Below are 14,207 nucleotides of genomic sequence, written 5' to 3' on the forward strand. Positions count from 1 at the left end.
TTAAGTTCTCTTCCTTAGCTTAAGCGTTGGGAGAGAAGCGGGGCCTGTTAGGCCGCCTGCTTCTCTTCAATCGGGAAGGGGAAGCCGAAGAGGCGCAGCAGTTCGCGCGCTTCGTCGTCAGTCTTCGCCGTGGTGGTCACGATGATGTCCATGCCACGCACCTTGTCGATGCGGTCATAGTTGATCTCGGGGAAGATGATCTGCTCCTTGATGCCGAAGGCATAGTTGCCACGGCCGTCGAAGCTCTTCGGGTTGAGACCACGGAAGTCGCGCACGCGCGGCAGGGCAATGTTGATCAGGCGATCAAGGAATTCATACATGCGCTCGCGGCGCAGCGTGACCTTGGCACCGATCGGCATGCCTTCACGCAGCTTGAACTGCGCGATCGACTTCTTCGCCTTGGTGATGACCGGCTTCTGGCCGGCGATCAGTTCCATTTCCTCGGCGGCCGAAGTGACCTTCTTCTTGTCCTGCGTGGCTTCACCGACGCCCATGTTGAGCACGATCTTTTCGATCTTCGGGATTTCCATCACATTCTTGTAGCCGAACTTCTCGACCATCGCCTTCACGATGGCGTCGTCGTAGATCGACTTCGAGCGCGGAATATACTTGTCGGCCATTACAGCACCTCACCGGACTTGACGGCGACGCGGACCTTCTTGCCGTCGCGGTCCTCGAAACGGACGCGGGTCGGCTTGCCATCCTTGTCGGCGACAGCGACGTTCGAAATGTGCATCGGGGCCGGCTTGCGGTCGATGCCACCCTGCGGGTTCGACTGGTCGGGCTTGCGATGCTTCGCATGCACGTTGATGCCTTCGACCAGGACCTTGTCGTCCTTGGGCATCACCTGGAGGACGGCGCCGGTACGGCCCTTGTCCTTGCCAGCCAGGACGACAACCTTGTCGCCCTTCTTGATCTTAGCAGCGCTCATTACAGCACCTCGGGAGCGAGCGAGATGATCTTCATGTGCTTCTTGGCGCGCAGTTCGCGAACGACCGGGCCAAAGATACGGGTGCCGATCGGCTCCTCGTTCTTGTTGATAAGCACAGCGGCATTGCCGTCGAAGCGAATCACGCTGCCATCAGCGCGACGCACGTCCTTGGCGGTGCGCACGATGACGGCGCGATGCACGTCACCCTTCTTCACCTTACCGCGCGGAGCAGCTTCCTTGACGGAGACGACAATGATGTCGCCCACGCCGGCGAAACGCCGCTTCGAGCCGCCCAGCACCTTGATGCACTGGACGCGCTTGGCGCCGCTGTTGTCCGCGACGTCAAGATTGGATTGCATCTGGATCATGGATCCGGTTCCTTCTTATTTGGCCTACCGGGACTATCCCGGCGGTTCCGAATTTCGTGAGTCGACCCGGTGAATCGAAATGCACGAAGCGCGGGCCTGTACCTCCTCCCGAAGGAAAAGGCCAGCCCCGCGTCCGAACTTTTTCGACTCTAGAGTCGGTGACTGCCCTTAGGCCGCCGATTCCGGCGACTTGTGGGTGTCCACACGCTCGATGACCTTCCAGGTCTTGAGCTTGGAAATCGGAGCGGTCTCTTCGATACGGACCGTTTCGCCTTCCTTGTAGACATTGCCCTCGTCATGGGCATGGTACTTCTTCGACCGGCGGATGATCTTGCCGTAGAGCGCATGCTTAACCTTGCGCTCCACGCGAACCACCACCGTCTTGTCGGTCTTGTCGGAAACCACCGTTCCCGTCAGCACGCGCTTGGGCATCGTGTGTTTCCTTTACTTCGCGGCCGAGCGCGAACGCTCGGTCTGCAGGGTCTTGATCTGCGCGATCGAACGACGGACTTCACGAACGCGGCTGGGCTTTTCCAGCTGGTTGGTGGCCGCCTGGAAACGCAGATTGAACTGCTCGCGCTTCAGGTTGTTCAGCTCGGTCGACAGCTCGTCGTCCGACTTGGTCTTGAGGTCTGCAACGTTGGCCACAGCTTAACCCTCCAGGTGCGAGGTGTCGCCGAGGCGGGCAACGACCTTCGTCTTGATGGGCAGCTTCATCGCGGCGCGCGAGAAGGCCTCTGCTGCGAGCGGACCGGGAACGCCGTCCAGTTCGAACAGGATACGGCCGGGAGCGACGCGAGCCGCCCAATATTCGACCGAACCCTTGCCCTTGCCCTGGCGGACTTCTGCCGGCTTCTTGGTGACCGGAACGTCGGGGAACACGCGGATCCACAGACGACCCTGACGGCGCAGGTGGCGCTGGATCGCGCGGCGAGCCGCTTCGATCTGGCGCGCGGTGATCCGCTCGGGCTCCAGAGCCTTGAGACCATAGGCGCCGAAGTTCAGCGCAGTGCCGCCCTTCGCATCGCCTTTGATCCGACCCTTGAAGGTCTTGCGGAACTTCATCTTCTTCGGTTGCAGCATGACGCTATTACCTTCTTATTCTCAGCGCGCCGGGCGCACGCCGGAGGTCTGAGCCTCCAGCATCAGCCGGTCGGTAGCCATCGGATCATGGCCGAGGATCTCGCCCTTGAAGATCCAGACCTTGATGCCGCAAACGCCATAGGCGGTGTGCGCCGTGGCTTCGGCATAGTCGACGTTCGCACGCAGGGTGTGCAGCGGAACGCGGCCTTCACGATACCATTCGACACGCGCGATCTCCGCGCCGCCCAGACGGCCGCCGCAGGTGATCTTGATGCCTTCGGCGCCCAGACGGAGAGCCGACTGCACCGCACGCTTCATGGCGCGACGGAAGGCAACGCGGCGTTCCAGCTGGTCGGCGATGCCCTGTGCGACGAGCTTCGAATCGATTTCCGGCTTGCGGATTTCGACGATGTTCAGCGACACGTCCGACGAGGTGAAGGCACCCAGCTTCTTGCGAAGCTTTTCGATGTCTGCACCCTTCTTGCCGATGATGACACCGGGACGGGCAGCGTAGATCGACACGCGGCACAGCTTGGCCGGACGCTCGATCACGACCTTCGAGATCGCGGCCTGCGGCAGGTTCTTCATGATGTACTGGCGGATCTTGAGATCTTCCAGCAGCAGGCGACCATAGTCGGCGCCTTCGGCGAACCAGCGGCTGTCCCAGGTACGGTTGATCTGCAGACGCAGACCGATCGGGTTGCTCTTGTGACCCATGTGCTTACGCCTCCGCTTCTTCGCCAGCTTCACGCACGACGATGCGCACGCGGCTGAAGGGCTTGAGGATCCGGGTCGACTTGCCGCGGCCGCGAGCGTGGAAGCGCTTCAGGGTGAAGCTCTTGCCCACCGATGCTTCCGCGACGACCAGGGCGTCGACGTCCAGATTGTGGTTGTTTTCCGCATTGGCGATGGCCGAAGCCAGCACCTTGCGCACGTCGACAGCCATCGCCTTCTTCGAGAAGGCGAGGATGTTGAGCGCGTCCTCGACCTTGCGGCCGCGGATCAGCGTGGCGACCAGGTTCAGCTTCTGGGCCGAACCACGGATCTGCGTGCCGACGGCGAGCGCTTCATTGTCGGCGACGCGACGGGGAGCCTTTTCCTTGCTCATTAGCGCTTGCCCTTCTTGTCGGCAGCGTGACCGGGGAAGAAGCGGGTCGGAGCGAATTCGCCCAGCTTGTGACCCACCATATCCTCGTTCACGAGAACCGGAACATGCTTGCGGCCGTTATAGACGTTGAACGTCAGGCCAACGAACTGCGGCAGGATGGTCGAACGACGCGACCAGGTCTTGATCGGACCCGAGCGGCCATTGCTTTCCTGCGCGACTTCCGCCTTCTTCAGAAGGCTGAGGTCCACGAACGGACCTTTCCAGACGGAACGAGCCATCTCGCTTACCTCTTCTTCTTCGCGTGGCGGCTACGGATGATGAACTTGTCCGTTGCCTTGTTGTGACGGGTGCGCGCACCCTTGGTCGGCTTGCCCCACGGGGTGACCGGGTGACGGCCGCCCGAGGTCCGGCCTTCACCACCACCATGCGGGTGATCGACCGGGTTCTTCGCAACACCGCGCGTCAGAGGACGGATGCCGTTCCAACGGTTGCGGCCAGCCTTGGCAAGGTTGGTGTTGCCATTGTCGGGGTTCGACACGGCGCCAACGGTGCCCATGCAGTCCGAACGGATGTAGCGCTGCTCACCCGACGACAGACGCACCATGACCATGCCACGGTCGCGACCGACCAGCTGGGCATAGGTGCCTGCCGAACGGCAGAGCTGCGCGCCCTTGCCCGGCTTCATCTCGATGTTGTGGATGATCGTGCCGACCGGCATCTGACCCAGTTCCATCGCATTGCCCGGCTTCACGTCGGTCTTCTTGCCCGCGATGACCTTGTCACCGGGAGCCAGACGCTGCGGCGCAATGATGTACGCCTGCGTGCCGTCTGGATAGTTGACCAGCGCAATGAAGGCGGTGCGGTTGGGGTCATATTCCAGACGCTCGACCGTACCTTCAACGTCCCACAGGCGACGCTTGAAGTCGATGATACGATAGCGCTGCTTGTGACCGCCACCGATACCACGCGAAGTGACATGGCCCTTGTTGTTACGACCACCGGTCTTGCGCTTGCCTTCGGTCAGCGCCTTGACGGGCTTGCCCTTGTGCAGGCTCGACTTGTCGACGAGGATCAGGCCGCGCTGGGCCGGGCTCGTCGGATTATAGTGCTTGAGTGCCATCTATCTCGCCTCAAATACCGGTGGTGACGTCGATGGACTGACCTTCGGCCAGCGTGACGATCGCCTTCTTCACGTCGTTGCGCTTGTAGGGCTTGCCCTTCCAGCGCTTGACCTTGCCCTTCTGCACCAGCGTGTTGACCGCCTTGACGGTCACGCCGAACAGCGCCTCGACGGCAGCCTTGATTTCAGGCTTCGATGCGTCGTTGGCGACCTGGAAAACAACGGCGTTGTTTTCCGAGAGAAGGGTCGACTTCTCGGTGATGACCGGCGCGACAACGACGTCGAAGTGACGGTTGTCCACGGTCGCGGCTTCTTTCTTAGCCATTGAAACGGGCCTCCAGCTTTTCGACCGCGGCGCGGGTGAGCACCAGCGAGTCGGCCTTCAGGATGTCGTAGACGTTGGCACCAACGGCCGGCAGCAGGTTGACGCCGACGATGTTGGCCGAAGCCTTGGCGAAGCTGACGTTCACGGCGTCGCCGTCGATGAACAGAACCTTGTTCAGGTTCAGCTTGGCCAAGTTGGCGACCAGCGCCTTGGTCTTGCCTTCGGCAACGTCGAGATTGTCGAGAATGATCAGCGAACCATCCTTGACCTTCGACGACAGCGCCATCTTCAGACCCAGCGCGCGAACCTTCTTGTTCAGCGAGGGGTTGAAGTCGCGCACGCGGGCACCGTGAGCCTTACCACCGCCGATGAAGACGGGAGCGCGGCGATCGCCGTGACGGGCGGTACCGCCGCCCTTCTGGCGACCGAACTTCTTGCCGGTGCGGGCGACATCCGAACGCTCGCGCGTGCCGCGGGCAGTGCCACGACGCTTTTCGAGCTGCCAGGTGACGACGCGGTGCAGAATGTCGGCGCGGGGCTCGAGGCCGAAAACGGCATCGTTGAGCTCCAGCTCACCGGCAGCTGCGGCGTCGAGGGTCTGTACATTGACCTTCATGGTTTAGCCCTCCTGGCCTTCGGTCGCTTCGGGAGCGGCCGCTTCCGCGGGCGTCTCGGCCGGCGCGGCATTGCTGTTTGCAGCCTGCTTTAGGCTGGCGGGATAGGGCGCGTCGGCGTGACGGGGAACCTTCACGGCGTCGCTGACGGTCAGCCAGGTGCCCTTGGCGCCCGGAACCGAACCCTTGACGAACAGCAGACCACGCTCGACGTCCGTGCGGACGATCTCGAGATTCTGCTGGGTCCGCTCACGATCACCCATGTGACCGGCCATCTTCTTGTTCTTGAAGACGCGGCCCGGATCCTGACGGTTACCGGTCGAACCATGCGCACGGTGGCTGATCGACACGCCGTGGGTGGCGCGCATACCGCCGAAGCCCCAGCGCTTCATAGCACCGGCAAAGCCCTTACCCTGGGTGTGACCAGCAACGTCGACCAGCTGGCCAGCGACGAAGTGGTCAGCGGCGATTTCGGCGCCGACGTCGAGGAGCGCATCCTCGGCGACGCGGAATTCGACCAGACGCGCCTTGGGTTCAACTTCCGCCTTGGCGAAGTGACCGCGCTGCGGCTTGGCGACATTCTTGGCCTTGGCAACGCCAGCGCCCAGCTGAAGGGCGACATAACCGTCGCGCTCGACTTCCTTACGTGCGACGACCTGCGTACCCTCAAGGCTGAGGACCGTGACGGGGACGTGACGTCCGTCGTCCTGGAACAGGCGGGTCATCCCGACTTTCTTAGCGATCACGCCAGTGCGCATCACTGATTACTCCCATAGAGGCCCGCCATAGCAGCGGGCGTATCCAACGAAAAAACCGCTCAGCATCTCTGCTTCGCGGCCCAACCCAATGTATAGATCACCCCGTCCGGGTTGGATGCCGATCCCTCTCGGGAAAGGCGACGGGGGACCAGGACCACGCGCCTTAGCCGGTTCACCGGCGGGCCGTGCGGTATCCCTTGTGTCGTTTGAGCTTCCGTCTCTCCAGAGAAGAGGAACAGAATACCCGATACCCCGCCAACCTTGCGGAAGGCGGGGACTTGCCGACCTTAGGCCAGCTTGATTTCGACGTTCACGCCGGCAGCCAGGTCCAGCTTCATCAGCGCGTCGACCGTCTGCGGCGTCGGCTGCACAATGTCAAGCATACGCTTGTAGGTGCGGACTTCGAACTGCTCGCGCGACTTCTTGTCGATGTGCGGACCACGGTTGACCGTGAACTTTTCGATGCGCGTCGGAAGAGGAATCGGACCGCGAATGAGGGCGCCGGTGCGGCGGGCGGTTTCGGCGATGTCGCCGGTCGCCTGATCGAGCACGCGATGATCGAACGCCTTGAGGCGAATGCGGATGTTGCTGTCCATTGTTCCTGTACCGATGCGAAAGAGCCAATAACCAGCGCATTTTCATGAATCAGCCGGAGCAGCCGTTGATTTACAAAAACACGCCAACAAAAAAATATCCGCCCCGTTTTGCCCTTCTAGCTCATTCGAGCCGGAGAAAGGCGATCCGGGGCGGGTAAAAAACTTCAGCGGCGCGAATCGGGCGATTCGCGCCGCTGCGGTCCTATATTACTTCGAGATCGTGCCGACAACCCCTGCGCCGACGGTACGACCGCCTTCACGGATTGCGAAGCGCAGACCCGAGTCCATGGCGATCGGAGCGATCAGCTTGACGCCGAGCTTCACGTTGTCGCCAGGCATGACCATCTCGGTGCCCTCGGGGAGGATCACTTCGCCGGTCACGTCGGTGGTGCGGAAGTAGAACTGCGGACGATAGTTCGCGAAGAACGGGGTGTGACGGCCGCCTTCTTCCTTCGACAGCACGTAGACTTCGGCGTCGAATTCGGTGTGCGGGGTGACCGAGCCGGGCTTGGCCAGAACCTGACCACGCTCAACTTCTTCACGGCCCACGCCACGGATCAGCGCGCCGATGTTGTCGCCGGCCTGGCCCTGGTCCAGCAGCTTGCGGAACATTTCGACGCCGGTGACGGTGGTCTTCTTGGTGGGCTTGATGCCGACGATTTCGACTTCTTCACCAACCTTGACGATGCCGGTTTCAACGCGGCCGGTCACGACGGTACCACGACCCGAGATCGAGAACACGTCTTCGATCGGCATCAGGAAGGGCTTGTCGACCGGACGGTCGGGCTGCGGGATCCAGCTGTCGACGGCAGCCATCAGCTTCAGAACGGCGTCGTGGCCGATTTCCGGGGTCTTGTCCTGCAGGGCAGCGACAGCCGAACCGGCGATGACGGGGATGTTGTCGCCGTCGAAGTCGTACGAGCTCAGCAGCTCGCGGATTTCCAGCTCGACCAGCTCGAGGATTTCGGCGTCGTCGACCAGGTCGACCTTGTTCATGAACACGACCAGCTGGGGAACACCGACCTGCTTGGCGAGCAGGATGTGCTCACGGGTCTGCGGCATCGGGCCGTCAGTGGCCGAAACAACCAGGATCGCGCCGTCCATCTGGGCGGCACCGGTGATCATGTTCTTGACGTAGTCAGCGTGACCCGGACAGTCGACGTGCGCGTAGTGACGGGCTTCGGTCTCATATTCGACGTGGGCGGTCGAGATGGTGATGCCACGCTCGCGCTCTTCGGGAGCCTTGTCGATGTTGTCGTACGAGGTGAAGGTCGCACCGCCGGTTTCGGCGAGAACCTTGGTGATCGCCGCGGTCAGCGAGGTCTTACCATGGTCAACGTGACCGATGGTGCCGATGTTGCAGTGCGGCTTATTCCGCTCAAACTTAGCCTTAGCCATTTTATCCTACCTTCTAATCAAAATCAGCTTGGGTCTGACCGCTCGGCCGCGCCTCGCGAAGGCGCGTCCATAGCAGCATATTCACAGATTACCAGCCCCTATCCGAGCCGATTGCACGGCCCGGACAGGGAAACTCGTCAGGCCATCTTCGCCTTGACTTCGTCCGCAACATTCTGCGGCACTTCGTCATAGTGCGAGAAGATCATCGAGTAGTTCGCGCGGCCCTGGGTGAAGGAACGCAGCGAGTTCACATAGCCGAACATGTTGGCCAGCGGGACCATCGCCTCGACCACCTGCGCGTTGCCGCGCGTATCGGTGCCCTGGATCTGGCCACGACGGCTGTTCATGTCGCCGATGACGTCGCCCAGATATTCTTCCGGGGTCACGACTTCGACCTTCATGACCGGCTCGAGCAGGGTGATGCCCGACTTCTGCGCCGCTTCGCGCATCGCGGCGCGGCCGGTGATTTCGAACGCCAGCGCCGACGAGTCGACGTCATGGTACGCACCGTCATAGAGCAGCACTTCGAAGTCGATGATCGGGAAGCCGATCAGCGAACCGGTGGCAGCGGTTTCGCGCATGCCCTTTTCGATCGCGGGGATATATTCCTTGGGAATGTTACCGCCCTTGATCTCGTCCTTGAAGACGAAGCCCGAACCACGCTCGCCGGGGGTCAACTTGACCTTGATACGGCCGAACTGACCGGTACCGCCCGACTGCTTCTTGTGGGTGTAGTCGACGTCGACGGCCTTCTTGAGATACTCGCGATAGGCCACCTGCGGCGCACCGACATTCGCCTCGACCTTGAACTCGCGCTTCATGCGGTCAACCAGGATTTCGAGGTGAAGTTCGCCCATGCCCTTGATGATGGTCTGGCCCGATTCGTGATCGGTCGAGACGCGGAACGAGGGATCTTCGGCAGCCAGGCGGTTGAGGGCGACGCCCATCTTTTCCTGGTCGGCCTTGGTCTTGGGTTCCACCGACAGTTCGATGACCGGCTCGGGGAATTCCATCCGCTCCAGAATGATCGGCTGGCGCTCGGCGCACAGCGTATCACCGGTGGTGGTTTCCTTCATGCCGGCCAGCGCGACGATGTCGCCGGCATAGGCGGTGTCGATGTCTTCACGGCTGTTCGCATGCATGAGGAGCATACGGCCGATCTTTTCCTTCTTGTCCTTCACCGAGTTCAGGTAGGTGCCCTTGGTCAGGGTGCCCGAATAGATGCGCAGGAAGGTCAGCGAGCCAACGAACGGGTCGTTCATGATCTTGAACGCCAGGCCCGAGAAGGGCGCGTCGTCCGAGGTCGGACGGCTGTCGGGGGTTTCGCCGTCCATCTTGACGCCCTGGACGTCTTCGATGTCGAGCGGGCTCGGCAGATAGTCGACGACGGCGTCGAGCAGCGGCTGAACGCCCTTGTTCTTGAACGCCGAACCGCACAGCACCGGCACGAAGGCGTGACCCAGCGTACCCTTGCGGATCAGCTTCTTGAGGGTCGCGGTGTCGGGCAGATTGCCTTCCAGATAGGCTTCCATCGCGGCATCGTCCTGCTCGACGGCAAGCTCGATCAGCTTTTCGCGATATTCGGCAGCCTTGTCGGCGAGGTCGGCCGGAATTTCTTCATAGTAGAATTCGGCGCCCAGGCTCTCATCCTTCCAGATGATCGCGCGGTTCTCGACCAGGTCGACCAGGCCCTTGAAGTCCGACTCTGCGCCGATGGGCAGATACAGGACGGCCGGGGTCGCGCCCAGACGGTCGATGATCGTCTGCACGCAATAATAGAAGTCGGCACCGGTGCGGTCGAGCTTGTTGATGAAGCACATCCGCGGAACCTTGTACTTGTCCGCCTGGCGCCACACGGTTTCCGACTGCGGCTCAACGCCGGCAACGCCGTCGAACGCGGCAACCGCACCGTCGAGCACGCGCAGCGAGCGTTCGACTTCGATGGTGAAGTCGACGTGGCCGGGGGTGTCGATGATGTTCAGGCGGTGGTCGTTCCAGATGCAGGTCGTTGCAGCCGAGGTGATGGTGATACCACGCTCCTGCTCCTGCTCCATCCAGTCCATGGTCGCGGCGCCGTCATGGACTTCGCCGATCTTGTAGGACTTGCCGGTGTAGTAAAGGATACGCTCGGTCGTGGTGGTCTTGCCGGCGTCGATATGCGCCATGATACCGAAATTGCGATAGCGTTCGAGCGGATGGCTGCGGGCCATGATGCTTCTCCGTTGCCGGCGCGCCGGCGGTTGGGGATTCGTTAATTCTGCGCGTGGCCCCTAAACCAATCCGTTCGCCATGGGTAGCCACCCACGGCGAACGGACCGATTTTGGAAACCAAATAACAAGGCGGGCATATAAGCGCCCGCCCTGCTGTTACCAGCGGTAGTGCGAGAAGGCGCGGTTCGCTTCCGCCATGCGGTGCGTATCTTCGCGCTTCTTGACGGCATTGCCGCGGTTGTTGGCAGCGTCCAGCAGCTCACCCGACAGACGGGCGGCCATGGTGGTTTCGCTGCGGTTGCGCGAAGCCGTGATCAGCCAGCGGATCGCCAGCGCCTGGGCGCGCTCGGGGCGCACTTCGACGGGGACCTGGTAAGTCGCACCGCCGACGCGGCGGCTGCGGACTTCGATGCCGGGCTTCACATTGTTCAGCGCGTCATGGAACATGCCGATCGGGTCCTTCTTGGACTTCGCTTCGACAGTATCGAGCGCACCGTAAACGATGGACTCGGCGACGGCCTTCTTGCCGTCCTGCATGATGCTGTTCATGAACTTCGACAGCACGATATCACCGAACTTGGGATCCGGCAGGATAACGCGCTTTTCGGGGCGACGACGACGTGACATATTACTGTTCTCCCCTTACTTCGGACGCTTGGCGCCGTACTTCGAACGGCTCTGCTTGCGATCCTTGACGCCCTGGGTATCCAGAACGCCGCGAAGAACGTGATAGCGCACGCCCGGAAGATCTCGCACACGGCCGCCACGGATCAGCACGACGCTGTGTTCCTGGAGGTTGTGGCCTTCACCCGGGATGTAGGTGATGACTTCGCGCTGGTTGACCAGACGCACCTTCGCCACCTTACGGAGAGCCGAGTTCGGCTTCTTCGGGGTCGTCGTGTAGACACGGGTGCAAACGCCACGCTTCTGCGGGTTCGCATCCATCGCAGGGACCTTGGACTTGGTCTTCTGCAGTTCGCGGCCCTTGCGGACCAGCTGGTTGATTGTTGGCATGAAGCCCTTCACCTTTTCAGTTACTTTACCGGACGCCACCTGCGTTCCTGACCGGCCGGAATCACGAAAATTCCGAACGGCAAAGGCCCCCGACGGACAAGATCCGCCCGGAGCCGCAGGGACAGCCGATAATGTTCAGCTCTAGTGCTTGCCCCGGAAAGCGGCGGGAAAACGAGTCTTCCAGACGCATAGCGCGGGGCAGCGGCCCTATAGCGACGAGGGACGGAAGGGTCAAGCATAGCACCCGAAGACGCGCGGAGATGCGCGCGCCACATAGTGAATGACATTTTATCATTTTGCTAACATGCTGCAGATTATGGGATCTTTCCCCGCAGCCCCCATATCCAGATGGACCAGTCGTGATTGCACTTTCCCGCATTAGCGGCGAGTTCCACAGCCCGGAACGGGAGGCCGCCTTCCAGGCCGATCGACTGCCCGAATCGCGTCGCCACGCCCATCTGCTCTTCGCCTTGTCGGCGCTGCTCAACACCCTCTTCCTGCTGAGCGACTGGCGCTTTGCCGGGACGGCCCATTTCTGGGTCGCGGTGCCCGCCCGCCTGGTCGTGGTGTTCTGGTCGCTCGTCAGCCTGGGCCTGTGCCGCTACATGCACAGTTTCAAGGCGGTCGAACGCATCTGCTTTGCCTGGCAATGCGTCACCGCCATCGGCGTCGCCTTCCTCGTCTCCTCGCGCAGCGACATCGCCATCTTCGTCCTGGTGATGCTGCCGCTCGTCTTCTACCTGGTGGTGCCAACGAGCTTCCGCGGCAATGTCGGCGGCGGCCTGGGCTGCGGCGTCGCGCTGCTGATCGGCTATCTGGCCCCTGCCCCTCTATCGCCGACCATGCCCGGCATGATCATGGCGGTGCTGATGCTTCATTGCGGCATGTGGATCGCGATCGCCCGCACCAACCGGTTGCAGCGTATGGAATGGACCGCCAGCCAGGATGCGCAGGCCGCCCGCGTCGCGCTCGCCGCCAATGGCGAAGCGCTCGAACGGCTGTTCATGACCGTGCCGCTGCCGCTGATAGTCATCCGCGACGACGGCACCGTCCTGCGCATGAACGATTCCGCCACACGCAATCTGGGCACCGCGGACGATGTCGCCCGGCTGGCGCTGATCGTCGACCATGCCCCGCCGCTGCGTCTGCTCGATCGGCTGACGCGGGGCGACAGCATCGACAATGACGAATGCTGCCTCGCCAATGACGAAGGCATCATCCGCGATGTTCTGCTGGGCGCCCGCCCGATCCTGCTCGCCGGCGAACAATGTATCCTTGCCAGCATCGTCGACATCACCGACCGCAAGCAGGCCGAACGCCATCTTGCCCATCTGGCGATGACTGATGCCCTGACCGGCCTCGCCAATCGTTCCCATTTCATGGCCAGCCTGATGCAGGCGGCCCAGTCGACCGAACGATCCGGCGGCCAGATGGCGGTCGTGCTGACCGATGTCGACGAATTCAAGCGGATCAACGACAGCGCCGGCCATGACGCCGGCGACGCCCTGCTGTGCGCCGTGGCGGAACGGCTGCGCGACTCGGTACGCCCCGCCGACATGATCGCGCGCATGGGCGGCGACGAGTTCGCCGTCATCCTCACCCGCCTGCGCGGCCTGGCCGATCTCGACACCATCCTCAGCCGCATGATCGCGCGCCTGCACATGCCGCTGCGCCATGGCGGGCGGGACATTGATTGCCGCGTCAGCATGGGCGTCGCCCTCTATCCCGACCATGCCGGCGACATGATCGACCTGATGAAACATGCCGACATCGCCCTGTATGAGGCGAAGAATAGCGGGCGCGGACGCGCCTGCCTGTTCGAACCGAGTCTGCTGGAAAGCTGGCAGACCGAGGCGCGGATGCTGGAACGGGCCCGCGACGCACTCGCCCATGCCCAGCCCGTGCCTTGGTATCAGCCCAAGGTCGACCTGCAGGACGGCCGCGTCATCGGTTTCGAGGCGCTGCTGCGCTGCGTCCGTCCGGACGGCACGCTGATGATGCCCGACCAGATATTGGCCGCCTTCGAACATCCCGAACTGGGCCGCAAGATCACCGAGCGGATGATCGATCAGGTGCTAGCCGATTGCCGGGCCTGGACCAGCGCCGGCATCGATTTCGGCCATGTCGCGGTCAATGTCCCCGGCGTCGAACTGCATGACCGCGCCTTCCCCGACCGGCTGCTCGCCCGCCTCGCCCATGCCGATGTCGAACCGCGCCGGATCGAGCTGGAAGTCACCGAATCCGTCTTCCTCGGCCGCAATGTCGATGTGGTGGAACGCAATCTTCAGCGCCTCAGCCAGTCGGGCATGGCCATCGCCCTCGACGATTTCGGCACCGGCTACGCCTCGCTGTCCCACCTCAAGCAGTTTCCGATCGACGTCATCAAGATCGACAAGGGCTTTGTCCGCGATCTGGAAACCGACCCGGATGATGCCGCCATCGTGCGCACCGTGCTCAACCTCGCCTACAGCCTGGGCGTGAAAACCGTCGCCGAAGGCGTCGAAACGATTGAACAACTGGAATATTTGCGATCAGGTGGTTGCCATTATGGCCAGGGCTATTATTGGAGCGCGGCCGTTCCGGCATCGCAATTACCCAGCTTTCTTGAGCCCTCGCGCTTCGCCCGCCGAAGCTGAAGCGGATCGCGAAAAATATTTTCAAAGCCAGGGAACCAAATGGGA

The 14,207-nt window shown here is 62.1% G+C and carries 19 protein-coding genes; 1 reads left to right on the forward strand and 18 read right to left on the reverse strand.

Annotated elements, in window-relative coordinates; genetic code table 11:
• Nucleotides 1–47 precede the first annotated feature (47 nt).
• From rplE to rpsL, 18 genes are all read right to left on the reverse strand, one after another.
• Entirely contained in the window at nucleotides 48–620 is a 573-nt protein-coding gene (gene rplE, locus A0U87_RS10620) for a 50S ribosomal protein L5 (protein ID WP_010337292.1), read from the reverse strand.
• Nucleotides 620–931 carry a 50S ribosomal protein L24 gene (gene rplX / locus A0U87_RS10625; protein WP_004208710.1) on the reverse strand — a complete coding sequence of 104 codons (312 nt, stop codon included), beginning with the start codon at nucleotides 929–931 and terminating at the stop codon, nucleotides 620–622. Before rplX ends, rplE begins: the two co-directional genes overlap by 1 nt.
• Nucleotides 931–1,299 (reverse strand): 50S ribosomal protein L14, encoded by a 369-nt coding sequence (gene rplN / locus A0U87_RS10630; RefSeq protein ID WP_004208712.1) that lies wholly within the window; start codon nucleotides 1,297–1,299, stop codon nucleotides 931–933. The genes rplX and rplN overlap by 1 nt, the downstream gene beginning before the upstream one ends.
• 168 nt (nucleotides 1,300–1,467) lie before the next feature.
• Nucleotides 1,468–1,731 (reverse strand): 30S ribosomal protein S17, encoded by a 264-nt coding sequence (gene rpsQ / locus A0U87_RS10635; RefSeq protein WP_004208713.1) that lies wholly within the window; start codon nucleotides 1,729–1,731, stop codon nucleotides 1,468–1,470.
• A 12-nt stretch (nucleotides 1,732–1,743) separates the two neighbouring features.
• A complete protein-coding gene (rpmC, locus tag A0U87_RS10640; protein WP_004208714.1) occupies nucleotides 1,744–1,947 on the reverse strand; it encodes a 50S ribosomal protein L29 in 204 nt (67 codons plus the stop codon).
• 3 nt (nucleotides 1,948–1,950) lie between these two features.
• Nucleotides 1,951–2,382, reverse strand: coding sequence for a 50S ribosomal protein L16 (gene rplP, locus A0U87_RS10645; protein ID WP_004208715.1), 432 nt, complete (start codon nucleotides 2,380–2,382; stop codon nucleotides 1,951–1,953).
• A gap of 21 nt (nucleotides 2,383–2,403) precedes the next feature.
• A complete protein-coding gene (gene rpsC / locus A0U87_RS10650) occupies nucleotides 2,404–3,099 on the reverse strand; it encodes a 30S ribosomal protein S3 (protein ID WP_004208716.1) in 696 nt (231 codons plus the stop codon).
• Between the two features lie 4 nt (nucleotides 3,100–3,103).
• Nucleotides 3,104–3,490: a 50S ribosomal protein L22 gene (rplV, locus tag A0U87_RS10655; protein ID WP_004208717.1), complete on the reverse strand. Its 387-nt coding sequence runs from the start codon at nucleotides 3,488–3,490 to the stop codon at nucleotides 3,104–3,106.
• Complete coding sequence (gene rpsS / locus A0U87_RS10660; protein WP_004208718.1) at nucleotides 3,490–3,768, reverse strand: 30S ribosomal protein S19; 279 nt, start codon at nucleotides 3,766–3,768, stop codon at nucleotides 3,490–3,492. Before rpsS ends, rplV begins: the two co-directional genes overlap by 1 nt.
• A gap of 5 nt (nucleotides 3,769–3,773) precedes the next feature.
• On the reverse strand, nucleotides 3,774–4,610 hold the full coding sequence (gene rplB, locus A0U87_RS10665; RefSeq protein ID WP_004208720.1) for a 50S ribosomal protein L2: 837 nt from the start codon (nucleotides 4,608–4,610) through the stop codon (nucleotides 3,774–3,776).
• A gap of 10 nt (nucleotides 4,611–4,620) precedes the next feature.
• Complete coding sequence (locus tag A0U87_RS10670; RefSeq protein WP_004208721.1) at nucleotides 4,621–4,935, reverse strand: 50S ribosomal protein L23; 315 nt, start codon at nucleotides 4,933–4,935, stop codon at nucleotides 4,621–4,623.
• Nucleotides 4,928–5,551 carry a 50S ribosomal protein L4 gene (rplD, locus tag A0U87_RS10675; RefSeq protein WP_004208722.1) on the reverse strand — a complete coding sequence of 208 codons (624 nt, stop codon included), beginning with the start codon at nucleotides 5,549–5,551 and terminating at the stop codon, nucleotides 4,928–4,930. The genes A0U87_RS10670 and rplD overlap by 8 nt, the downstream gene beginning before the upstream one ends.
• Before the next feature lie 3 nt (nucleotides 5,552–5,554).
• Nucleotides 5,555–6,307: a 50S ribosomal protein L3 gene (gene rplC, locus A0U87_RS10680; protein WP_004208723.1), complete on the reverse strand. Its 753-nt coding sequence runs from the start codon at nucleotides 6,305–6,307 to the stop codon at nucleotides 5,555–5,557.
• A 287-nt stretch (nucleotides 6,308–6,594) separates the two neighbouring features.
• Entirely contained in the window at nucleotides 6,595–6,903 is a 309-nt protein-coding gene (rpsJ, locus tag A0U87_RS10685; protein WP_004208724.1) for a 30S ribosomal protein S10, read from the reverse strand.
• A gap of 207 nt (nucleotides 6,904–7,110) precedes the next feature.
• Entirely contained in the window at nucleotides 7,111–8,301 is a 1,191-nt protein-coding gene (gene tuf, locus A0U87_RS10690) for an elongation factor Tu (RefSeq protein WP_004208725.1), read from the reverse strand.
• A 137-nt stretch (nucleotides 8,302–8,438) separates the two neighbouring features.
• Entirely contained in the window at nucleotides 8,439–10,511 is a 2,073-nt protein-coding gene (gene fusA / locus A0U87_RS10695; RefSeq protein ID WP_004208726.1) for an elongation factor G, read from the reverse strand.
• Nucleotides 10,512–10,668: 157 nt separating this feature from the next.
• Complete coding sequence (rpsG, locus tag A0U87_RS10700; RefSeq protein ID WP_004208727.1) at nucleotides 10,669–11,139, reverse strand: 30S ribosomal protein S7; 471 nt, start codon at nucleotides 11,137–11,139, stop codon at nucleotides 10,669–10,671.
• A gap of 15 nt (nucleotides 11,140–11,154) precedes the next feature.
• The gene (gene rpsL / locus A0U87_RS10705; protein ID WP_004208728.1) at nucleotides 11,155–11,526 is read right to left on the reverse strand and encodes a 30S ribosomal protein S12; all 372 of its coding nucleotides are present in this window, start codon (nucleotides 11,524–11,526) and stop codon (nucleotides 11,155–11,157) included.
• Nucleotides 11,527–11,885: 359 nt separating this feature from the next.
• On the opposite strand from rpsL, the gene A0U87_RS10710 reads away from it, so the two are divergent.
• Nucleotides 11,886–14,162, forward strand: a complete 2,277-nt coding sequence (locus A0U87_RS10710; RefSeq protein ID WP_048938085.1) for an EAL domain-containing protein — start codon at nucleotides 11,886–11,888, stop codon at nucleotides 14,160–14,162.
• Nucleotides 14,163–14,207 lie beyond the last annotated feature (45 nt).

The organism is Sphingobium sp. MP9-4 (genome assembly GCF_005281675.1).
In the GTDB taxonomy this organism is placed as follows: Bacteria; Pseudomonadota; Alphaproteobacteria; order Sphingomonadales; family Sphingomonadaceae; genus Sphingobium; species Sphingobium yanoikuyae.